21 protein-coding genes and 1 pseudogene are annotated in these 22205 nt (G+C 66.7%); 15 read left to right on the top strand and 7 right to left on the bottom strand.

The features are described from left to right. Positions 1 to 2019, top strand: a 2019-nt coding sequence (locus TY51_RS18705; protein ID WP_042252635.1) for an ATP-binding protein, incomplete at its 5' end; no start/stop codon positions are given. A 4-nt stretch (positions 2020 to 2023) separates the two neighbouring features. On the opposite strand, the gene TY51_RS18700 is transcribed toward TY51_RS18705, so the two are convergent. After that, the gene (locus tag TY51_RS18700) at positions 2024 to 2611 is read right to left on the bottom strand and encodes a sulfotransferase family 2 domain-containing protein (protein ID WP_042252632.1); all 588 of its coding nucleotides are present in this window, start codon (positions 2609 to 2611) and stop codon (positions 2024 to 2026) included. Between the two features lie 241 nt (positions 2612 to 2852). On the opposite strand from TY51_RS18700, the gene recA reads away from it, so the two are divergent. From recA to TY51_RS18680, 4 genes are all read left to right on the top strand, one after another. After that, positions 2853 to 3932: a recombinase RecA gene (gene recA, locus TY51_RS18695; protein ID WP_042252629.1), complete on the top strand. Its 1080-nt coding sequence runs from the start codon at positions 2853 to 2855 to the stop codon at positions 3930 to 3932. A 140-nt stretch (positions 3933 to 4072) separates the two neighbouring features. Beyond that, positions 4073 to 6724 (top strand): alanine--tRNA ligase, encoded by a 2652-nt coding sequence (alaS, locus tag TY51_RS18690; RefSeq protein WP_042252626.1) that lies wholly within the window; start codon positions 4073 to 4075, stop codon positions 6722 to 6724. Further along, positions 6721 to 7020 (top strand): DUF1330 domain-containing protein, encoded by a 300-nt coding sequence (locus TY51_RS18685; protein WP_042252623.1) that lies wholly within the window; start codon positions 6721 to 6723, stop codon positions 7018 to 7020. The genes alaS and TY51_RS18685 overlap by 4 nt, the downstream gene beginning before the upstream one ends. Positions 7021 to 7079: 59 nt before the next feature. Further along, positions 7080 to 7874 (top strand): class II glutamine amidotransferase, encoded by a 795-nt coding sequence (locus TY51_RS18680; protein WP_042252620.1) that lies wholly within the window; start codon positions 7080 to 7082, stop codon positions 7872 to 7874. Positions 7875 to 7877: 3 nt separating this feature from the next. On the opposite strand, the gene TY51_RS18675 is transcribed toward TY51_RS18680, so the two are convergent. Beyond that, entirely contained in the window at positions 7878 to 8195 is a 318-nt protein-coding gene (locus TY51_RS18675) for a DUF4177 domain-containing protein (RefSeq protein WP_052650469.1), read from the bottom strand. A 29-nt stretch (positions 8196 to 8224) separates the two neighbouring features. Further along, positions 8225 to 9736, bottom strand: coding sequence for an Asp-tRNA(Asn)/Glu-tRNA(Gln) amidotransferase subunit GatB (gene gatB / locus TY51_RS18670; RefSeq protein ID WP_042252617.1), 1512 nt, complete (start codon positions 9734 to 9736; stop codon positions 8225 to 8227). Positions 9737 to 10012: 276 nt separating this feature from the next. Between gatB and TY51_RS18665 the strand changes: the two genes are divergently transcribed. Continuing rightward, positions 10013 to 10624, top strand: coding sequence for a lytic transglycosylase domain-containing protein (locus TY51_RS18665; RefSeq protein WP_042252614.1), 612 nt, complete (start codon positions 10013 to 10015; stop codon positions 10622 to 10624). Between the two features lie 49 nt (positions 10625 to 10673). On the opposite strand, the gene TY51_RS18660 is transcribed toward TY51_RS18665, so the two are convergent. Continuing rightward, positions 10674 to 12059, bottom strand: a complete 1386-nt coding sequence (locus tag TY51_RS18660) for a M20/M25/M40 family metallo-hydrolase (RefSeq protein WP_042252611.1) — start codon at positions 12057 to 12059, stop codon at positions 10674 to 10676. 163 nt (positions 12060 to 12222) lie between these two features. On the opposite strand from TY51_RS18660, the pseudogene hemA reads away from it, so the two are divergent. Both hemA and TY51_RS18650 read left to right on the top strand, forming a co-directional pair. Then, positions 12223 to 13451 (top strand): annotated as a pseudogene (hemA, locus tag TY51_RS18655) (5-aminolevulinate synthase). A gap of 205 nt (positions 13452 to 13656) precedes the next feature. Further along, positions 13657 to 14865: a helix-turn-helix domain-containing protein gene (locus tag TY51_RS18650; protein WP_156118123.1), complete on the top strand. Its 1209-nt coding sequence runs from the start codon at positions 13657 to 13659 to the stop codon at positions 14863 to 14865. 18 nt (positions 14866 to 14883) lie between these two features. Here the strand turns inward: TY51_RS18650 and TY51_RS18645 are convergent, their stop codons facing one another. Further along, positions 14884 to 15930, bottom strand: coding sequence for a dipeptidase (locus tag TY51_RS18645; RefSeq protein ID WP_042252608.1), 1047 nt, complete (start codon positions 15928 to 15930; stop codon positions 14884 to 14886). A gap of 124 nt (positions 15931 to 16054) precedes the next feature. On the opposite strand from TY51_RS18645, the gene TY51_RS18640 reads away from it, so the two are divergent. Together TY51_RS18640 and parA are read left to right on the top strand one after the other, a co-directional pair. Then, complete coding sequence (locus TY51_RS18640) at positions 16055 to 16375, top strand: antibiotic biosynthesis monooxygenase family protein (RefSeq protein WP_042252604.1); 321 nt, start codon at positions 16055 to 16057, stop codon at positions 16373 to 16375. 75 nt (positions 16376 to 16450) lie between these two features. Next, complete coding sequence (gene parA, locus TY51_RS18635) at positions 16451 to 17083, top strand: ParA family partition ATPase (RefSeq protein ID WP_042252601.1); 633 nt, start codon at positions 16451 to 16453, stop codon at positions 17081 to 17083. Between the two features lie 27 nt (positions 17084 to 17110). Here parA and TY51_RS18630 read toward each other — a convergent pair whose 3' ends face one another. Continuing rightward, positions 17111 to 17413 (bottom strand): hypothetical protein, encoded by a 303-nt coding sequence (locus TY51_RS18630; protein WP_052650467.1) that lies wholly within the window; start codon positions 17411 to 17413, stop codon positions 17111 to 17113. Positions 17414 to 17543: 130 nt separating this feature from the next. Next, a complete protein-coding gene (locus TY51_RS18625; RefSeq protein WP_042252598.1) occupies positions 17544 to 17738 on the bottom strand; it encodes a heavy-metal-associated domain-containing protein in 195 nt (64 codons plus the stop codon). Between the two features lie 64 nt (positions 17739 to 17802). Here TY51_RS18625 and TY51_RS18620 point away from each other — a divergent pair, with 64 nt between their 5' ends. The 5 genes from TY51_RS18620 to lepA all read left to right on the top strand — a co-directional run bounded on the left by TY51_RS18620 (position 17803) and on the right by lepA (position 22166). Beyond that, positions 17803 to 18504, top strand: coding sequence for an HAD family hydrolase (locus tag TY51_RS18620; protein WP_042252595.1), 702 nt, complete (start codon positions 17803 to 17805; stop codon positions 18502 to 18504). Further along, the gene (locus tag TY51_RS18615; protein ID WP_307538099.1) at positions 18501 to 19265 is read left to right on the top strand and encodes a DMT family transporter; all 765 of its coding nucleotides are present in this window, start codon (positions 18501 to 18503) and stop codon (positions 19263 to 19265) included. Before TY51_RS18620 ends, TY51_RS18615 begins: the two co-directional genes overlap by 4 nt. Further along, a complete protein-coding gene (locus tag TY51_RS24420) occupies positions 19208 to 19405 on the top strand; it encodes a hypothetical protein (RefSeq protein WP_307538096.1) in 198 nt (65 codons plus the stop codon). Before TY51_RS18615 ends, TY51_RS24420 begins: the two co-directional genes overlap by 58 nt. Before the next feature lie 201 nt (positions 19406 to 19606). Continuing rightward, the gene (locus TY51_RS18610) at positions 19607 to 20224 is read left to right on the top strand and encodes a type 1 glutamine amidotransferase domain-containing protein (RefSeq protein WP_307538093.1); all 618 of its coding nucleotides are present in this window, start codon (positions 19607 to 19609) and stop codon (positions 20222 to 20224) included. A gap of 142 nt (positions 20225 to 20366) precedes the next feature. Continuing rightward, positions 20367 to 22166, top strand: coding sequence for a translation elongation factor 4 (gene lepA / locus TY51_RS18605; protein ID WP_042252593.1), 1800 nt, complete (start codon positions 20367 to 20369; stop codon positions 22164 to 22166). Positions 22167 to 22205: the final 39 nt, after the last annotated feature.

The raw sequence follows: 22205 nt of genomic DNA, 5'->3' as shown, positions 1-22205 counted from the left end.
ATGCTGCGACCGGGCGCCGCGACCGGGACGGCGGCGGTGCTTGTCTCGACGGTGGCGGTCGCGTGGTACCTGCTGGGCGGGGCGGTCGCGGTGGGCCATCTGGCCCGCGGCGTTGCGGCCCGCAAGGCCCTGCGCGCCATCCGGGGCGAGGTGGCGACAGCCGCCGACCCGATCTGGATGTGCGATGCCCGCGGCCAGGTGCTGTTCCAGAACGACGCCGCCCGGACGCAATTCGAGGATTTGACCGGACGCCCGGTCCTGTCGCTGATCGCCCGTCTGCGCGCCGATGCCGAGGGGCAGCTGGCCGATCTGACCTCCCGCGCGCTGCGGGTGGGCAATGCCGATCTTGAACTGGCCGAAGGAGAGATCCTGTCCCTGTCCTGCCTGCCCGACGCACCGCTGCAGATCTGGTCGCTGCACCGCGCGGGCGTCCAGCCCGACGGGTTCGAGCTTGCCTTGGCGATGGAGGATGACCAGCCCCCCGCGGATGATTTCGACGCCATTCCCGTGGCGCTGCTGCGTCTGGCGACCGATGGCCGCATCTGCCGAGCCAACGCCGCCGCGCGCCACCTGCTGGACGGGATGCTGGCGGACGAGGGCCAGAACCTGGCCGAGCTGCTGGAAGGGCCGGGGCGCCCGCTGGCGGACTGGCTTTCCGACATGTGCGCCGGGCGCGCCACCAACGGAACGGAGATGCTGCGCCTGCGCCACCCCGACAGCCGTCAGGGAGAGATGCGTGACCGCCATTTCCAACTGTCCCTGGCACGCGATCCGGTCGAGGCCGGACGCATGATCGCCGTGCTGACCGACGCCAGCGCCCTCAAGACGCTGGAGGCGCAGTTCGTGCAAAGCCAGAAGATGCAGGCCATCGGCCAGCTGGCCGGCGGTGTCGCGCATGATTTCAACAACCTGCTGACCGCGATCAGCGGGCATTGCGACCTGCTGATGCTCAAGCGCGACAAGGGCGATCCGGACTATGCCGATCTGGACCAGATCAGCCAGAACGCCAACCGCGCGGCGGCCCTGGTCGGGCAGCTGCTGGCCTTTTCGCGCAAGCAGACGCTGCGGCTGGAAACGCTGGACCTGCGCGACACCCTGGCCGACCTGACCCATCTGCTGAACCGGCTGGTCGGCGAACGGGTGGGCCTGACCATCACCTACGATCCGGCGCTGCGCGCCATCCGCGCCGACAAGCGGCAACTGGAGCAGGTCATCATGAACCTTGTCGTCAACGCCCGCGATGCCATGCCCAGTGGCGGCGACATCACCGTGCGCACCGAGAACCTGCACCTGGCCGAGGCGATGACCCGCGACCAGGTCACCCTGCCCAAGGGCGACTATGTCCGCATCCTGGTCCGCGACCACGGCTGCGGCATCGCCCCCGACCACCTGGGCAAGATCTTTGAGCCGTTCTTCACCACCAAGCGCACGGGTGAGGGGACGGGCTTGGGCCTGTCCACCGCCTATGGCATCGTCAAGCAGACCGGCGGCTTTATCTTCTGCGACAGCGTGCTGGCCGAAGGGACGACCTTCTCGATCTATTTCCCGGCCCATGCCCGCGCCCTGATCGCGGCGGTGCCGGCCGCGCGTCCGGCACCGCGCCCCGCCCCGCAGCTGCAGACCGGCCCCCGCGCCACCGTGCTGCTGGTCGAGGACGAGGCGCCGGTCCGCGCCTTTGCCGCCCGCGCGCTGAAGCTCAAGGGCTACGACGTGCTGGAGGCCGGATCGGGAGAGGCCGCGCTGACCCTGCTGCAGGGGCGCGACGGTCCGGTCGACATCTTCGTCACCGACGTGGTGATGCCCGGCATGGACGGCCCCACCTGGGTCCGCGAGGGTCGCCGCATGCTGCCCGCCGCCAAGGTGATTTTCATGTCCGGCTATACCGAGGACATCTTCGTCGACGGGCAGGTGCCCATCGCCGACGCGTCATTCCTGGCCAAGCCGTTCACGCTGACCGAGCTGACCCAGCTGGTCGAGATGCAGCTGACGCGTCCGGCAGGCGGCGACCGCCTGCACTGATGCGTCAGTCCCGCGCCTGCAGCGATGCATAGACCTGCAGGTCGCGCGCCATCGCGTGACGAAGCTGCGCCTCGGCCGGTTCGGGCAGGTGAACGTCGACACTGGGCGGGACGTTGATCCGTGGCAGCTCGATCGCGCAATCCAGCCGTGATTCGAGGAAGTCGACGAAGCTGGTGATGTCTTCGTACCGGAAGATGCGGTCGACGCGCTGGTCGCCGTCGGTCAGGAAATCGCTCTGGCTGCCGATCTCGGGGTGCTGGCCTGCGGCATAACGCCCGGCGAAATCCGCAAAGGTGATGCCGTCCATTGCATGGCGCGGATCGTCGTGATCATCGCGCAGCTTGAAGCGATACCAGCTGCGCAGCCAATCTACTGGTTCCCGCATCAGGGCGACGGTGGTGAACGCGGCACCAGTCTGGGCGGAAAGCCAGGGACCGACGAAACGGCGATAGGTCGCGATGTCGGTGTGTTTCAGTGCCGCGGGGCGCAGCAGCGACGCCGATGCCAGCGAGTCCAGCGCCATTTCGATCGCCGTGGAGCCGGCCTTGGGCGTCGCAAGGAACACCAGCTTCTGGTCCCAGAATATCAGCATGCCTGTCGTCCGATCGTGGTATTGCAGGTGCACGGATGGGTTGGATAGCGGGCTGACCTAGGGCTGTAAACGCTTTGTTAACCGTCCTTGGACGATGCTGGCACAGGCGAATCGCCAATCGACCACAACATCCTTGAAAACTGGTTAAGGATGGCGCATCTAGTGGTGAACAAGACAAGAACATCCGGTCGGTCGAATTGATTGCCCCGCCCGGAGGGCTGTGAAATAACGTGGGGATCACATGGCACAGGCGAGCATCTTCGACATGACGGACAAACGCGCAGCGGACAAGCAGAAGGCGCTGGACAGCGCCCTGGCCCAGATCGAACGGCAGTTCGGCAAGGGCTCTATCATGAAGCTGGGCAAGGACAATCCGGTGACCGAGATCGAGTCGACCTCGACCGGGTCGCTTGGTCTGGACATCGCGCTTGGCATCGGCGGCCTGCCCAAGGGCCGCATCATCGAGATCTTCGGGCCCGAAAGCTCGGGCAAGACGACGCTGACCCTGCATGTCGTGGCCGAGGAACAGAAGAAGGGCGGCGTCTGCGCCTTTGTGGACGCCGAACACGCGCTGGACCCGCTTTATGCCCGCAAGCTGGGCGTGAACCTGGACGAGCTGCTGATCAGCCAGCCCGACACGGGCGAGCAGGCGCTGGAGATCGTCGACACGCTGGTGCGGTCGGGCGCCGTCAGCCTGGTCGTGATCGATTCGGTCGCGGCGCTGACGCCCAAGTCCGAGATCGAGGGCGACATGGGCGACATGCAGATGGGCAGCCAGGCCCGCCTGATGAGCCAGGCCATGCGCAAGCTGACGGCCAGCATCGGTCGCAGCAATTGCATGGTGATCTTCATCAACCAGATCCGCATGAAGATCGGCGTGATGTTCGGCAACCCGGAGACCACCACGGGCGGCAACGCGCTGAAGTTCTATGCCTCGGTCCGTCTGGACATCCGCCGCACCGGCGCCGTCAAGGATCGCGACGAGGTCGTGGGCAACGCCACCCGCGTCAAGGTGGTCAAGAACAAGGTCGCGCCGCCGTTCCGGCAGGTCGAATTCGACATCATGTACGGTGAGGGCATCAGCAAGGTCGGCGAATTGATCGACCTTGGCGTCAAGGCCGGCGTGGTCGAGAAGTCGGGCGCCTGGTACTCCTATGGCGACGAGCGCATCGGCCAGGGCCGCGAGAATGCCAAGCAGTTCCTGCGCGACCGTCCCGAGGTGGCCTTTGCCATCGAGGACAAGATCCGCGCCAGCCACGGCCTGGAATTCGGCGTCGGCGAAGGCTCTGACAGCAGCGAGGATGAATCGCTGACCGAATAAGGTCGCGGCCATCACGACGGGCGGGCGCAGGGGAAACCCTGCGCCTTTTCACATGCCGGTTGCTGGACAGGGCTGCGGGCGGGCGATAGACCATCCGCAGCCCGGCTTGGCCGGAGACACTTTTGCGATGAAGGCCCGCCATGCCCAGTCTGAATGACATCCGCTCGACTTTCCTTGGCTATTTCGAAAGGAACGGCCACCGGGTCGTGGACAGCAGCCCGCTGGTCCCCCGCAACGACCCCACGCTGATGTTCGCCAATTCCGGCATGGTGCAGTTCAAGAACCTGTTCACCGGGGTCGAGACGCGTGATTACAACCGCGCCACCAGCGCGCAGAAATGCGTGCGCGCGGGCGGCAAGCACAACGATCTGGACAATGTCGGCTATACCGCGCGGCATCATACGTTCTTTGAAATGCTGGGCAACTTCAGCTTTGGCGACTATTTCAAGGAACAGGCGATCGCGCATGCCTGGGAACTGCTGACCCACGATTTCGCGATCGCCAAGGACCGGTTGCTGGTCACCGTCTATCACACCGACGACGAGGCCGTGCAGATCTGGAAGAAGGTCGCGGGCCTGTCCGACGACCGGATCATCCGCATCCCGACATCCGACAATTTCTGGCAGATGGGCCCGACCGGTCCCTGCGGCCCCTGCACCGAGATCTTCTTCGACCATGGCGACAAGATCCCCGGCGGCCCTCCGGGCAGCCCGGACGAGGATGGCGACCGCTTCATCGAGATCTGGAACCTGGTCTTCATGCAGAACGAGCAGTTCGAGGACGGCTCCATGCGCGCGCTGGACATGCAGTCCATCGATACCGGCATGGGGCTGGAGCGGATCGGCGCGTTGCTGCAGGGCAAGCACGACAACTATGACACCGACCTGATGCGGTCGCTGATCGAGGCGTCGGCGCATGCGACCAGCGCGGACCCCGACGGGCCGGGCAAGGTGCATCACCGGGTGATCGCCGATCACCTGCGGTCGACCAGCTTCCTGATCGCGGATGGCGTCATGCCATCGAACGAGGGTCGCGGCTATGTGCTGCGCCGAATCATGCGCCGCGCGATGCGCCATGCGCACATGCTGGGTGCGCAGGATCCGGTCATGCACAAGCTGGTGCCCGCGCTGGTGCGCCAGATGGGGGCGGCCTATCCCGAACTGACCCGCGCGCAGGCGATGATCGAGGAGACCCTGCGGTCAGAGGAGACGCGGTTCCGCCAGACGCTGGACCGCGGTCTGCGCCTGCTGGACGACGAACTGGCGCGCCTGCCCGAAGGCGCCGACCTGCCGGGCGAGGCGGCGTTCAAGCTGTATGACACGTTCGGCTTTCCGCTGGACCTCACACAGGACGCGCTGCGCGAAAAGAGTCGCGCGGTGCAGACCGAAGGCTTTGACGCGGCCATGGCCGAGCAGAAGCGCATGGCGCGCGCTGCATGGTCGGGATCGGGCGAGGCTGCGGATGCGACCATCTGGTTTGAACTGGCGGAAAAGCACGGCGTCACCGAATTCCTGGGCTATGACACCGAGGAGGCCGAGGGCCAGATCACCGCACTGGTGATCGACGGCGCCGACACGGCCGAGGCGGGCGAGGGCACCAAGGTCGCCATCGTGGTGAACCAGTCGCCCTTCTATGCCGAAAGCGGCGGGCAGGTCGGCGATCACGGGTTGATCCGGACCGAGACGGGCGCGGCGCGCGTCACCGACACCAAGAGGGTGGCGGGCGTCTTCATCCATCAGGCCGAGGTCACGATGGGCACGATCAGCCGCGGCCAGGGCGCGCAGCTGTCGGTCGATCACGACCGCCGGTCGGCGATCCGGGCGAACCACTCGGCGACGCACCTGCTGCACGAGGCGCTGCGCGGCGCCTTGGGCGATCACGTCGCGCAGCGGGGCAGCCTGAACGCGCCCGACCGCCTGCGGTTCGATTTCAGCCACAACCATGCGGTGACCGCAGAGCAACTGGCGACGATCGAGGCCGAGGTGAACGGCTATGTGCGTCAGAACAGCCCGGTCGACACGCGGATCATGACGCCAGACGATGCCCGCGCCCTGGGCGCGCAGGCGCTGTTCGGCGAGAAATACGGGGACGAAGTCCGGGTCGTGTCGATGGGCGCGCAGCCCGGCAGCGGCAAGGGCGCGGATGGCGCGACCTATTCGCTGGAGCTGTGCGGCGGCACGCATGTGGCGCGGACGGGCGATATCGGGGCGTTCGTGCTGCTGGGCGATGCGGCCTCCAGCGCAGGTGTGCGGCGGATCGAGGCGTTGACCGGACAGGCGGCGCTAGCCCATCTGCGCGACGCGGACAGCCGTCTGGCGGAGATCGCGGGCATCCTCAAGGCGCAGTCCGCCGAGGTCGTCACTCGCGTCCGCGCGCTGGCCGACGAACGCAAGGCGCTGGCCAACGAGGTCGCGCAGCTAAAGCGTCAGCTGGCCATGGGCGGCGGTGATGAGGCCGAGGAGATCGCAGGCGTCAAGTTCATCGCCCGCAAGGTCGAGGGCGTCGGCGGCAAGGAGCTGGGCGCGCTGGTCGACGAGATGAAGGCATCCTTGGGCAGCGGCGCCGTGCTGGTGCTGGCCGAGGATGGTGGCAAGGCCACCGTTGCCGCGGGCGTCACGCCCGACCTGACCGGCCGCATCAGCGCCGTGGCTTTGGTGCAGGCAGCGACCGCCGCACTGGGCGGCAAGGGCGGTGGCGGCCGCCCGGACCGGGCACAGGGGGGCGCCCCCTCGCTCGCGGCCGCGGAAACGGCGTTCCAAGACGCCCGCAAGATCATCGAGGACAGCAAATGACAGCGCTTTGGATTGCCCATGTGACCGTGACGGACCCGGACGCCTATGGCCTGTACGCCAAGGCGGCGGGGCCCGCGATTGCCGCGCATGGCGGCGTGTTCCTGGCCCGCGCCGGCCGGTATCACGTGCTGGAGGGCGCGGATCGCGCCCGCCACGTGGTTGCGCGGTTCCCGTCGCTTGATGCGGCGGTTGCCTGTTATCGCAGCACCGAATACCAGGCGGCCCTTGCGCATGCCAAAGGCGCCAGCGAACGCGATCTTGTCATCGTGGAAGAGGCCGCGCCCCCCACGGAATAGATGAAACCTTCAGACTTTCGTGCTAATCCTGTCACAAAAGAGACGTGAAGGGGCAGGGCATGTGTCGTTGGGCCGCCTATCTGGGCGCACCGATCTTTCTGGAAGACATCGTCAGCCGGCCGGCGCATTCGCTGATCCGGCAAAGCCAGGGCGCGATGCGATGCCATACGCCGGTGAATGCCGACGGGTTCGGCATCGCGTGGTATGGCGAACGGCCCGAACCGGGGCTGTATCGCGACGTGATGCCGGCATGGTCCGACCCGAACCTGCGCAGCCTTGTGGCACAGGTGCGTTCTGGTCTGTTCATGGCGCATGTGCGTGCGTCCACCGGCACGGCGACCAGCCGCAACAACTGCCATCCCTTTGCGGTCGGTCGGTGGAGCTTCATGCATAACGGCCAGTTCGGAGGTTATGATGGGTTCCGGCGGCATGCCGACGTGCTGATCCCCGACGAATACTATCCCCACCGCAAGGGTGCGACCGACAGCGAGGCGCTGTTCCTGGTGGCATTGGGCTGCGGGTTGGACCAAAATCCCAAGGCGGCGATGGAGCGGGCGCTTGGCCTGCTGGGGACGTTGGCCCGCCAGCGTGGCTGCGCGCCGTATGTCCGCGCGGCCTGTGCCTTGTCGGACGGAGAGCGGCTGTACGCACTGCGCTACAGCAGCGACGATCAGGCGCCGTCGCTGTACCATCGCTGGTCGGAAAGCCGTCAGGGCTGGGCCGTCGTGTCCGAACCGCTGGAGAGTGACGAGGCCGACTGGACGGAGGTTCCCCCCGGCAGCTTCTGCACGTTCGAACGCGACCGGGTCGAGATCGTGCCGTTTTGCCCCGTACCCCTCAGCGCTGCCGCCTGACGCTCAGGGGCGGTCGGTCATCGCGTCCGGGGCCGCCGGGGCGGCATCCGGGACGTCGGGCTGGGGCAGGCGTCGAACCTCGGGGTCGACCGACTGTGGACGGCGGAACACCAGCACGTTGTGATAGACCGTCGTGCGCCCTGTCAGGCCGCTGCGCTCCTCGCTCGGCAGGACGTCGGCGCGCACGTATTCCCAGCCCTCGGCCGACATGCGGTTCAGCTCTGCCGTCAGCGACAGCGCGAACCGGTCGGTGGGCGTCTTGGCCTCGCGGGCCTTTTCGGCCTTGGTCGGCGCGGGAATGACGGAATACTCAAAGCGCATGGCAGCGTCCTGTCGCGAGGGGGTGGGGGTCACAGGGCCAGTTTCCGGGCGACCATCTCGTTGACGGCGGCGGGGTTCGCCTTGCCGCCGGTGGCCTTCAGCACCTGCCCCACGAACCAGCCGGCCAGCTTGGGGTTGGCGCGGGCCTTTTCGACCTGGGCGGGGTTGTCGGCGATGATCTGGTCGACCGCGGCCTCGATCGCGCCAAGGTCGGTGACCTGCTTCATGCCGCGATCCTCGACGATCCGGGCCGGGTCGCCGCCCTCGGTCCACAGGATCTCGAACAGGTCCTTGGCGATTTTCCCCGAGATCGCGTCGGATGCGATCAGGTCGATCACGCCGCCTAGCTGGGCTGCCGACACGGGCGATGTCGCGACCGACAGCCCTTCCTTGTTCAGGCGGCCAAACAGCTCGTTGATGACCCAGTTCGCGGCCATCTTGCCGTCGCGGCCGGATGCCACGGCCTCGAAATAGTCCGCGTTCTCGACCTCGGCGGTCAGGACGCCCGCATCGTATTCCGACAGACCCATGTCGCGCACGAACCGGGCCTTCTTCTCATCGGGCAGTTCGGGCATGGATGCCGCGATGTCGTCCACCCAAGCCTGCTCGATCTCCAGCGGCAGCAGATCGGGGTCGGGGAAGTAGCGGTAATCATGCGCCTCCTCCTTCGACCGCATCGACCGGGTCTCTCCCTTGTCGGGATCGTACAGCCGCGTCTCCTGCACGATCGAGCCGCCATCCTCCAGGATCGCGATCTGGCGGCGGGCCTCATAGTCGATGGCGGCCTGGATGAAGCGCATGGAGTTCATGTTCTTGATTTCGCAGCGCGTGCCCAGATGGCCGAAATCACCGGTTTCCTGGAACCGCTCGTAATCGCCGGGCTTGCAGACGCTGACGTTCACGTCGGCGCGCAGGTTGCCGTTCTGCATGTTGCCGTCGCAGGTGCCCAGATAGCGCAGGATCTGGCGCAGTTTCACGACATATGCGGCGGCTTCTTCGGGGCCGCGGATGTCGGGGCGGCTGACGATCTCCATCAGGGCCACGCCGGTGCGGTTCAGGTCGACAAAGGACATGGTCGGGTCCATGTCATGGATCGACTTGCCCGCGTCCTGTTCCAGGTGGATGCGCTCGACGCGGACGCGGCGGGCGATGCCGGGGCCCATGTCGACGATGATCTCTCCCTCGCCCACGATGGGGTGGTACAGTTGGCTGATCTGATAGCCCTGCGGCAGGTCGGGATAGAAATAGTTCTTGCGATCGAATGCGCTGCGCAGGTTGATTTCGGCCTTCAGGCCCAGGCCGGTGCGCACCGCCTGCGCCACGCAGAATTCGTTGATGACCGGCAGCATGCCCGGCATGGCCGCGTCGACGAAGGCCACGTTGCTGTTGGGCTCGGAGCCAAAGCGTGTCGACGCCCCGGAAAACAGCTTGGCATTCGATGCGACCTGGGCGTGAACCTCCAGCCCGATCACCAGCTCCCAATCGCCTTGCGCGCCTTGGATCACTTTGGGCTGCGGGGCGGTGAAGGTCAGGTCAAGCATGGCGGGCCTCTTTGGCGGCGAACGGTCTGGCGGCGGTTTAGGGCAAGGCCGCGCCATTGTCACGGCCCCGCCCGCCACTGCCGCGCGAATCATCACGCACGCCGTGCAATGCGTAAAATCCGAATGAATGCCGGGCTAGCTGGATCGCCGTCGGCGGATTTCCGACCATGCAATCGACGCGTCGCGGCAGGTTCCCGCCGAGGCAAATCCTTCTTCTTGCAGGATATTCGACACACGCTATGGCAGAGGACGACGAAACCACCCTTTGAGGTCCCCATGCGCGCTGCGCTTTCCCTTGCCGCCCTAGCCCTGGTGGCCGCCTGTTCCACGACCCCGTCGGCCCCGACCGACACCCAGGTCGAGGCGCAGGAAATGGCCCTGACCCAGGTGCCCCCGATGCGGTGGGGAGAGCGCAACGGCTCTGACGAATGGACCCGCGCCACAATGGAGGCGCTTGACCGCGAGGGGGTGACGATGCTGTCGAACGTCCCCCATGACATCGCGGAATTCTGCCCCAACTATCGCCAGCTGGCGCCCACGGGCCGCAAGGCGTTCTGGGCGGGGCTGCTGTCGGCGGTCGCGCGGCATGAAAGCACCTTCAACCCGCAGGCTGCGGGTGGCGGCGGTCGCTGGATCGGGCTGATGCAGATCGCACCGGCGACGTGGCGGAACTACGATTGCACCGGCGACATCCGCAATGGCGCCGACAACATGGCCTGTGCGGTCAAGATCACAGCGCAGCAGGTCGGCCGCGACAATGCTGTCGCCCGCGACGACAGCGGCTGGCGCGGCGTGGCGCGGGACTGGGCGCCGATGCGCAGCAGCAAGAAGCGCGCCGACATCGCCGCCTGGACCTCCAGCCAAAGCTACTGCAGCGCGCAGGGCTGAAGACGGATCGAATTGGGGAAAGGGGGCCGGACCGGCCCCCTTTTTCATGTCAGCGCAGCGCCGCCAGAATGCGCGCCCAGGACCGTGCGCCCTTGGCAAAGCTTTCGACGTCGTATTTCTCGTTCGGGGAATGGATGCGGTCGTCGTCGCGGGCAAAGCCCACCAGCATCGAATCCATGCCCAGCAGCTCCTTGAAATCGCCCGCGATGGGGATCGACCCGCCGCCACCGATATAGGCAGCCTCCTGGCCCCATTCCTGCGTCAGCGCGTCCTTGGCCTGACCAAAGGCCGGGTCACTGATGTCCATCACGCTGGCGGGGCTGGCCCCGTGGTCGTGGAACTCGACCCGGCAATCGGCGGGGACGAAACGGCGGACATGGTTCTGGAACGCGGCGCGCACGGCCTGCGGGTCCTGCGTGCCGGTCAGGCGAAAGCTGACCTTGGCGCGGGCCGTGCCCGGCAGCACCGTCTTGAACCCGTCGCCCGCATAGCCGCCGGCGATGCCGTTGATCTCGGCCGTGGGCTGGTTCCACACCATCTCCAGCGCCGTGCGGCCCTGTTCGCCGATGGGCTGCGACAGCCCGACCCGCGACAGATAGTCGGCGCCGTCAAAGTCCAGCGCCTGCCAATCGCGGGCCAGTTCCGGCGACAGGTCGGCCACGCCGTCATAAAAGCCGGGCAGGGTGACGCGACCCGTGTCGTCCTTCAGCGCAGCCAGCGCCTGCGCCAGGATCATGATCGGGTTCGCCGCCAGCCCGCCGAAGCTGCCCGAATGCAGGTCGCGGTCGGCGGCGTGAATGACGACCTCCTGTCCCACCAGCCCGCGCAGCTGCGTGGTGATGGCGGGCCGCCCGTCGGCATAGCGCGCCGTATCGCAGATCATCGCCAGATCGGCGCGCAGGCTGTCCGCATGCGCGGTCAGGAACGGCCGCAGCGACGGAGAGCCCGACTCCTCCTCTCCCTCGAACAGCAGGATCAGGTCGGTGGGCAGGGTGCCGTGCACGGCCTTCCAGGCGCGGAACGCCTCGACAAAGGTCATCAGCTGGCCCTTGTCGTCGGATGCGCCGCGGGCGCGGATGACGCGGCCCTGGGGTGTGTCCTCGATCGCGGGCTCGAAGGGCGGACGGTCCCACAGGGTCAACGGGTCGACCGGCTGCACGTCATAGTGGCCATAGAACAGCAGCGGGCGCGCATCCCCCTTGGGGCTGCGGGCGGTGACCATCGGATGGCCCGGCGTGTCGTGGATCTGGGTGTCGAATCCCAGGTCCCGCAATTCCCCGGCCAGCCAGTCTGCGGCCGTGCGCACGTCGCCCGCATGCGCCGGATCGGTCGAGATCGACGGGATCGCCAGAAACCGCATCAGCCGTGCCAGCGCATCCTCCAGCCCTTGGTCCAGATGCGTCAGGATGTCCTGCAGCCTTGCGTGTTCGCCCATGATTCCTACCTCTTGCGGTGTCGATTTCAGGTTTCTGCCTGCGCCTTTCGTCGAATTGCGACGTTTTCGGCCTGTTTTTTTCGCGCCTTGACCTCTATCAAGGCAGAAAGCGCGCGGTCGGAGAATGATCGCACCCAGCCAGCTATGCAAGGGATCGCCCGCCATGAAATATGATGTCGCCTTGGACAACGCCCTGGCACGTCTGCACGAGGAAGGTCGCTATCGCACCTTCATCGACATCGAACGCGCGCAGGGCCGGTTCCCGCAGGCGGTCTGGAATCGCCCCGACGGCGAACGCCAGGAGATCACCGTCTGGTGCGGAAACGACTATCTGGGCATGGGTCAGCACCCCACCGTCCTTGCCGCCATGCACGAGGCGCTGGACGCCACCGGCGCCGGGTCTGGCGGTACGCGCAACATCAGCGGCACCACAGTCTATCACAAGCGGCTGGAATCCGAGCTGGCGGACCTGCACGGCAAGCAGGCGGCGCTGGTCTTCTCCAGCGCCTACATCGCCAATGACGCGACGCTGTCGACGCTGCCCAAGCTGTTTCCCGGCCTGATCATCTATTCGGACGAGCTGAACCACGCGTCCATGATCGAGGGGATCAAGCGTAACGGCGGCGCCAAGCGGATCTTCCGCCACAATGACCTGGCGCATCTGCGCGAGCTGCTGGCCGCCGACGACCCGGACGCGCCCAAGCTGATCGCGTTCGAATCGATCTATTCGATGGACGGCGATTTCGGCCCGATCGAAGGGTTCTGCGACCTTGCCGACGAATTCGGCGCGCTGACCTATCTGGACGAGGTTCACGCCGTGGGCATGTACGGCAAGCGCGGCGGCGGCGTTGCGGAACGCGACGGGCTTTCGGGGCGGATCGACATCATCAACGGCACCCTGGGCAAGGCGTTCGGCGTGTTCGGCGGCTATATCGCCGCCAGCGACAAGATGTGCGACGCGATCCGGTCCTATGCGCCGGGGTTCATCTTCACGACATCGCTGCCACCGGCGGTGGCGGCGGGCGCTGCGGCATCCATCGCGCTGCTGAAGACGCCCGAGGGGCAGAAACTGCGCGATGCGCAGCAGCTGCACGCCCGCATCCTGAAGATGCGCCTGAAGTCGCTTGGCATGCCGATCATCGATCATGGCAGCCACATCGTGCCCGTCCATGTCGGCCACCCGGTGCATTGCAAGGCGCTGTCGGACATGCTGCTGCGCGACTATGGCATCTATGTCCAGCCGATCAACTTCCCCACGGTCCGCGCGGGACAGAGCGGTTGCGGTTCACCCCGTCGCCGGTTCACGACCCCAAGCAGATCGATCATCTGGTCCGGGCGATGGATGCACTGTGGTCGCACTGCGCCCTGAATCGCGCGGAATTGAGCGCGTAATGCAATCCAAGGGTGAACTGCTCTCGCCTGCGTGATAACCTTTGGCTAAAGAAGCTTTGGTAGCCTTCGATTCGGAGGCAGCCTATAACAAGCGGATGGGGCATAGGCGATGAGCAGGCTGCGGGTACCTGACCCGGCAGAGGATTTCGTGCAAGTCGGGGATACCGCGGTGTTCCTTGACGATGACACGCGTTTGGGCGATCTGATGCGCGGAGAGCGGGCGACGTTGGGCAAGTCCCTTCTGGACGTCCAGCGCGAGCTGCGTATCCGCGCCTCCTATGTCGCGGCGATCGAGAATTGCGACATTTCGGCTTTTGACACGCCCAGCTTCATCTCGGGCTATGTGCGGTCCTATGCCCGCTATCTGAACATGGACCCTGATTGGGTCTTCCGCCGCTTCTGCAAGGAATCGGGATTCCTGCCGACGCACGGCATGGCCCCCGCCGCCGCGGGGCCCAAGCCGGCCCGCCGCCCGTCCGACTCGGCCGAGGCGCTGGCCAATCCCCGCGCGCTGTTCATCCCCCAGGAACGCGGTCTGCTGTCCGAGGTTGAACCGCGGGCCATCGGCGCGATCTTTGTCCTGATGGCATTGATCGGTGGGCTGGGCTACGGCGGTTGGGCCGTCCTGCAGGAGGTCCAGCGCGTTACTTTGACCCCGGGCGACGACCTGCCGACGGTCGTGGCCGAACTGGACCCTACCCAGGGTGCCGGCCTGTCCGACCCCGCCATCGACGGCGCGCAGGGCAGCGACATCGCGCAAAGCCTGCCCCAGCCTGAGGCGCTGGACCGCCTGTACCGCCCCCAGATCCTCGAGGCGCCGGTCCTGACCGCGCGCGACGGCCCCATCGCGGCCATCGATCCAGGACTGCTGGACAGCTCTGCCACGGTCGAGGATGTGATCGCCTCGGCCGGTCAGATCGCACAGGTGCCGCTGCCGCAGAATACGTTGGCGCAGCAGGCGGGCGTGGCCCAGGTGCCGACAGGTGCCCCCGGTGCCGTCGGCCCGTTGCAGACCGCCCAGAACGGCGCCCCCGAAACGGCGGTGCGCACGCTGGCACCCGATGCCCCCGGGTTGGAACTGATGGCGGCGCGTCCGGCTTGGGTCCGCGTGACCTCGGCCGACGGGACGGTCCTGCTGGAAAAGATCATGGATGCGGGCGAACGCTTTGCGCTGCCGCCGCTGGAACAGCCGCCGGTGCTGCGGACCGGGAACTCGGGCGCGATCTATTTCGCGGTCAGCGGCCAGACCTATGGTCCGGCAGCCCCCGGCGCGCAGGTCATCAGCGGGGTCGAACTGTCGCCCGCCAGTCTGACCGAACGGTTCGCGCTGGCCGATCCGGGCGCAGACCCGGAACTGGCCCAGATGATCGCTGTCGCGCAGATCGCGACGCCGGGTCAGACCGAAACCGAATAGGCCCGGTGGGACCGGGCCTTAGCGCCAGGTCCGTTCCAGCAGCCCGATCCAGTTGTCACAGGCGATCTTGCGGATCAGATCGGCGCCGTAACCCGCATCCTCCATCGCCTTGATCAGCGCGGGCAGGGCAGCGGCATCGGGCAGGTCGCGGGGCATCAGTGCGCCGTCGAAGTCGGACCCGAGGGCCACGCCATCCTCTCCCAGGATCCCCAGCAGGTGATCCAGGTGCCGGATCATCATGCCCAGATCCTCCAGCGGTTGGCGCCTCCCGTCAGGGCGCAGGAAGCTGGAGGCGAAGTTCAGCCCCACCAAGCCGCCGCTGTCGGCGATCTGGCGCAGCTGCCGATCGGTCAGGTTGCGGCTGCTTTCGCAGATGGCATGGACCGCGCTGTGGCTGGCAACCAGCGGCGCGTCCGAAATGCGGGCGACGTCGTCGAACCCGGCCTGGTTCAGGTGCGACAGGTCCAGCATGATGCCAAGCGCATTGCAGTCCGCGACCAGCGCGTGGCCTTCCGGCGTCAGCGGACCGCCCATGTCCGGACTGGCGGGAAAGGCGAATGGCACGCCTTCGCCGAACTGGGTGGGCCGCGACCAGACCGGGCCAATCGAGCGCAGGCCCGCCGCGTACCACAGGTGCAGCGCGTCGCGATCGCGGATCGCTTCGGCCCCCTCCATGTGCATGATCGCAGCGATCCGCCCCGCCGCGATCGTGGCGCGCAGACCCGCGGCATCGCGCACGATGTCCAGCGTTCCGGTGCGTTCCAACGCCATCAGCGCCGCCGCCTGCGCAAAGGCCTGGGGCAGGGCCACGTCGGACGCGATCTGTGCGGGCAGGGGCAGCTCAAACGGCGGATTCTCCATCGCGTCCATGAAGTGGTCGTCGCCCAGGCCCGCGGGCGTCGGAATCCAGATGGCGAAAAAGCCGCCGACCATGCCGCCCGCCTGCATCCGGGGCAGGTCCAGATGACCGGTGCCGTCGCCGTGCAGCCAAAGCTGGTCGGCATCCGCGCCCGCCGCCACGACGCGCTGCAGGAAATCGTTGTGGCCGTCGAATACCGGGGTCATGGCTGGTCCTTGCTGTTCCGTCCCGGCAGGATGCACATCGTGCAGCGCCCTGCAATGGCGCTTTGCGCGCAGCCGCCTTGGCGGTTACGCTGGTGGCAGGACCATGCCCACGAAAGGCCAGCCCATGCCCCGCATCACGCCCGATTTCGACGGCCAGACCGTCATCACCACCTTCGAGGTGACCCCCGGCACCGCCCATGACGTGCTGGACCTGCTGACCGAGGCCTGGGCGCAGGTCATCAGCGTGCAGCCCGGCTGCCTGGGCGGGGCGATCCATCTGAACGACGCGCAGACCCGTATCGCCACCTATTCGCAGTGGCGCGATCGCCGCGATTACCAGGCGATGCTGCGCAATCCCGAGATGCGCCGTCGCAACCGGGAAATCCATGGCATGTGCAAATCGTTCGAGCCGGTGATGTACGAGGTCCAGTCCGTCCACCCCTGATGCTGCAGGCGCAGAAACTTGATGCAATCGCCTGCGTTGGTCCCTAGGCTGGGCCAAACGCAGGGGAATATCACAATGTCAGGTCGGATCATCACGGTGGCTCAGCAAAAGGGCGGATCGGGCAAGACGACGCTGGCCGTCAATCTGGCGGTCTGCCTGCACGCACGGGGCCATTCGGTCGCGCTGGTGGACACCGATCCGCAAGGCAGCATGGGCCGGTGGTTCATGGAACGCATGTCCGCCATCGGAGAGGACGAGGCGCTGGATTTCTCGACCTCGTCGGCCTGGGGGGCAAGCTACGAATCGGAGAAGCTGAAGAAGCGGTTCGATTATGTCATCATCGACACGCCGCCCAAGATCGACAGCGACCTGCGACCCGCGCTGCGCGTGGCCGATCTGGTGGTGGTGCCGGTGGCGACCAGCCATGTCGATCTGTGGGCGACCGAGGGCGTTCTGGACCTGGCCCGCCGCGACAAGGCCGAGGTGCTGGTCGTGCTGAACCGCACCCGCCCCAACACCCGCCTGTCGGTCGAGGTCGCGCAAAAGGCCGCGGAACTGGGCGCGCAGGTGGCGGACACGCAGGTGTCGAACCGCGTCGTCTATGCCGAAAGCCTGGGGTTGGGGCTGGGGGCGATCGAACGCCCCAAGGGTCCAGCAGTCGCTGAGATGACCGCCCTGACGGACGAGATCCTGGCCCGCATCGGCTGACCCGTCGGGCCAGCCCTGCGGATCAGGTCAGCGGCACAGCCGTTCGGATTGCGCCGCAAAATTGCGATAGCGCGCCCAGAAGGCGTTGTCGGCATCGCTTTTTGAGGTGCGGACCTCTTGCGCGCGATGCGGCTCGCGGAAGAACTGGGCTGCCTGGCGCTGGTCCGACCGCGACAGGGTCTGGTTCGCGACCTGCTGGATGCAGCCGCAGAGCGGAGCGTTGCCGCGTGCCCGGTCCGAACGGACGCAGGCGCTGTCGATGGGTCCGGCCATGGCCAGGGGCGTCGTCATGACGATCGCGGCGGCCGCGATCACGAAACGGTTCAGCATGGGACTGTCTCCTCGAAATGCCTCGGACGGCCGCGCGCCGGTTGATCCGGTTCTTACCCGCTATGGCCGATCGGGCGATCCTAGCATCAAGCGGGCCGCCGCTCAATCGCGGCGATGCCTGCAATGCGCATCAGGCGGCAGGAAGCGGCCGCGGGGTGAAGCCTGCGGCGATCAGGGCCGATTCCGCGGTGGCGGGGTCCAGCCCCTCGACGGTGACACGCTTTTCGGGCAGATCGACGGTGGCGCGGCCGCCAGCCCCGGTGACGGCCGCTTCGATGGCGGCCTTGCAGTGGTCGCAGCTCATGTCGGGGACGGAATAGATCATCGGGCGCTCCTTGGCTGGGTCGCACGATCCTGAAACAGAGCGGCGCCGCCCGCAAGAGGACGACATGACCCTGTTTGACGCCATCGGGCTGGATGCCGACGACACGCTTTGGGAAAACGAGACGTTCTTTCGCGTGACCGAGGCCGAATTCTGCGCTCTGCTGGCCGATCACGGCGACCCCGAGAGCATCGCCGCGCGGCTGTACGACACGGAAAGCGCGAACCTTGCGCGCTATGGATACGGCATCAAGGGTTTCATGCTGTCGATGGTCCAGACCGCGATCGAGCTGACCGACGGGCGCATCGAGGGCCGCCAGATCGCCCGCATCCTGGATCTGGGCGCCGAGATGCTGGCCCATCCCGTGACGCTGCTGCCGGGGGTGGAACGGGCGCTGGACGCGCTGCTGGGGCGGCGGCTGATCCTGATCACCAAGGGCGACCTGATGGATCAGGAGCGCAAGATCGCCGCGTCCGGCCTGGCCGAGCGATTCGCCGCGGTGCAGATCCTGGCCGACAAGACACCCGAGGCCTATGCCCGCGTCCTGATGGGGCAGGGGATTGAGCCGGCGCGGTTCCTGATGGCAGGGAATTCGATGCGCAGCGACGTGATCCCGGTTCTGGATCTGGGCGGGACGGCGGTGTTCATCCCGCACGACCTGACCTGGAGCCATGAACATGCCGACGCCCCCGACCATCCGCGCCTGCACCAGCTGACCGATATGGGCGGGCTGCCGGCGCTGATCGCCGCGCTGGAGGGGGCCGCGTGACCGACAACGGGCGCGCCGCGCTGTTCATGTCGGCGTCGATGGCGATGTTCGCGGTCGAGGATGCGTTTCTCAAGGTGCTGACCCGGACGATGCCGGTCTGGCAGCTGTTGGCCACGGTCGGGGTGATCGCGGGCGCGGTCTTCTGGCTGCGGCTTGTGCGCCGGGGCGGGCGTCTGTGGACGCGCGACCTGCTGCATCCGATGGCGTTGTTGCGCAACGCCGGAGAGATCGTGGGCGCCATCTGTCTGGTGACCGCGCTGGCGGTGGGCGATCTGGCGGTGACATCGGCGATTCTGCAGGTGCTGCCGCTGACGCTGGTACTGGGGGCGGCGCTGTTTCTGGGCGAGAAGGTCGGCTGGCGGCGATGGATGTCGGTCGCGGTAGGGTTCGCGGGGGTGCTGCTGATCCTGCGGCCGGGGACGGCGGCGTTCCAGCCGGCGATGCTGTGGGCGGTGGCGGGGGTCGCGGGGCTGACGCTGCGCGATCTGGCCACGCGGCGCATTCCGGCAGGGGTTGCGTCGGACCAGCTGTCGGCATCCGCCTATGGCGCGATGATCCCGGCGGGTGTGGTTCTGGGCATGCTGGCGGGGCCTGCGCCGATGATGCCGGGCGCGGTCGAGGTCACGTTGTTGGCGGGGACGGTCGTGTTCGGCGTGGTGGGCTATGCGACCTTGGTCGCGGCCTCGCGCTTGGGCGAGCGTCGGTGGTCGCGCCGTTCCGCTATACGCGGCTGGCCTTTGCGCTGGTGGTGGCGGCGGTGATCTTCGGCGAGCGGCCCGATGCGGCGACGCTGGCGGGAGCGGCGCTGATCGCGCTGGCGGGCGGTTACGCGATGTGGCGCGAGGCGGGGCTGCGGCGCAGGCGGCCCGTCGACAGCCTGGTGCGGCCCGGTCCGGGTTAGCATCTGCCCGCGCGTGGCTTGGGCGGTCGAGGCCGCCCGCGGCCCCATCGAGGGGCCTTGGCGGCCGCGCGACCCTTTGGGATCGCGCCGGTGCGACATGGCGACCGGGAACCGGGACGCGTCGGGGAACATTAAAGTGCCGAACGCCATGGCGCCATTCCGGCACTGTGGCGATACCTGCATTTCTCAAGGAGGCTTTCCATGCCCAAGGCCCTGTTCATCCTGACCTCTCATGACAAGCTTGGCGACACCGGCAAACCGACGGGATTCTATTGGGAGGAGCTGGCAGCCCCCTATTGGATCCTGTCCGATGCGGGCTGGCAGATCGAGCTGGCCAGCATCCAGGGTGGCAAGCCCCCCGCCGATCCGTCCTCTGCCGAAGGCGACGCGATGACCGACGAGGTCCGCCGCCTGCTGGCCGACGAGGCGGTCATGAACAAGCTGGAGAACACCACCAAGATCGACGACGTCGAAGTGTCCGGTTGCGACATCGTGTTCCTGCCGGGCGGTCACGGCACCATGTGGGACCTGCCTGAATCGAAGGCCCTGGGCGACCTGCTGGGCCAGGCCTTCGACAAGGGTGCCGTTGTCGGCGCGGTCTGCCACGGACCTGCGGGCCTGTTGTCGGCGCGCCTGCCGTCGGGCGATCCGCTGGTCCACGGCCGCCGCGTCGCGGGGTTCACCAACAGCGAGGAAGACGCGGTCGGCCTGTCCGACGTCGTTCCCTTCATGTTGGAGGACCAGCTGAAGGCCCAAGGCGGCAAGCACCAGAAGGGTCCGGACTGGCAGCCCTTTGCGGTTGCGACGGCAAGCTGGTGACCGGCCAGAACCCGGCATCGTCGGCAGAGGTGGCGCGGCTGATGCTGCAGGCGGCCGACCTGCCCGCCGCGCCCTGACACCAAATAACGCAGGGCCGCGATACCCTCTTTTCGCGGCCTTTGCGGGGCTGTATAGCCCGGCCATGACCGACCTTGACCTCATCCGCAATTTTTCGATCGTGGCGCATATCGACCACGGAAAATCCACATTGGCCGATCGGCTGATCCAGTCCACGGGCACTGTCGCGGATCGCGACATGAAGGCCCAGATGCTGGACAGCATGGATATCGAGCGCGAGCGCGGTATCACCATCAAGGCCAACACGGTGCGGATCAGCTATCCGGCCAAGGACGGCAAGACCTATATCCTGAACCTGATCGACACGCCGGGTCACGTCGACTTTGCTTATGAGGTCAGCCGGTCGATGCGCGCGGTCGAGGGGTCGCTGCTGGTTGTGGATGCCAGCCAGGGGGTCGAGGCGCAGACGTTGGCCAACGTCTATCAGGCCATCGACGCGGGCCACGAGATCGTGCCCGTCCTGAACAAGATCGACCTGCCCGCGGCCGAGCCCGAGCGCGTCAAGGAGAACATCGAGGAAGTCATCGGCATCGACGCCCAGGACGCGATCCCTATTTCGGCCAAGACCGGGTTGGGCATCCCCGACGTGCTGGAGGCCATCGTCACGCGCCTTCCTGCGCCCAAGGGCGACCGTGACGCGCCGCTCAAGGCGATGCTGGTCGACAGCTGGTACGACGCCTATCTGGGCGTGGTCGTGATGATCCGCGTCATGGACGGTGTGATCCGCAAGGGCGATCAGATCAAGATGATCCAGACCGCCGCCACCCATCGCATCGACAAGCTGGCGGTGCTGACGCCGCAGATGGTCGACATCGACGAACTGGGGCCGGGAGAGATCGGGGTCTTTACCGGCTCGATCAAGCAGGTGCGCGATACGCGCGTCGGCGACACCATCACGCATGAACGCAAGCCCTGCACGACGGCGCTGCCCGGCTTCAAGCCTGCGCAGCCGGTGGTGTTCTGCGGACTGTTCCCGGTGGATGCCAACGATTTCGAACCCCTGCGCGACGCCATCGAAAAGCTGGCCCTGAACGACGCCAGCTTCAGCTATGAGATGGAGACGTCGGCGGCCCTGGGCTTTGGCTTTCGCTGCGGGTTCCTGGGGCTTTTGCACCTGGAGGTCATCCGCGACCGTCTGGAACGCGAATACGATCTGGACCTGATCACCACCGCGCCATCGGTGGTCTTCAGGCTGCACATGCGCGACGGCGAAGTGCGCGAGTTGCACAACCCCGCCGACATGCCCGACCTGACCCATGTCGACCACATCGAAGAGCCGCGCATCAAGGCCACGATCATGGTGCCCGATGAGTATCTGGGCGACGTGCTGAAGCTGTGTCAGGACCGCCGCGGCATCCAGCTGGACCTGACCTATGCCGGTGCGCGTGCCATGGTCGTCTATGACCTGCCGCTGGCCGAGGTGGTGTTCGATTTCTATGACCGGTTGAAATCGGTGACCAAGGGCTATGCCAGCTTTGACTATCAGATCAGCGAATACCGCGAGGATTTCCTAGTCAAGATGTCGATCCTGGTGAACGACGAACCCGTCGATGCGCTGTCGATCATGGTCCATCGCGACCGTGCCGAAAGCCGGGGCCGCGCCATGGTCGAAAAGCTCAAGGACCTGATCCCGCGGCACATGTTCAAGATCCCGATCCAGGCCGCCATCGGTGCTCGCGTGATCGCACGCGAGACGCTGTCGGCGATGCGCAAGGACGTGACGGCCAAGTGCTATGGCGGCGACGCTACGCGGAAAAAGAAGCTGCTGGAGAAGCAGAAGGCCGGCAAGAAGAAGATGCGTCAGTTCGGCAAGGTCGAGATCCCGCAGACCGCCTTTATCCAGGCGCTGAAGATGGACAACTGACGGTCAGTCCCTGAACAGGGGAATGACCACACGACAGTG

Source organism: Paracoccus sp. PAMC 22219 (genome assembly GCF_000787695.1).
GTDB lineage: Bacteria > Pseudomonadota > Alphaproteobacteria > Rhodobacterales > Rhodobacteraceae > Paracoccus.
The sequence above is the reverse complement of the archived record's forward strand: the minus strand, read 5'-3'. Positions and strand labels throughout refer to the sequence as shown.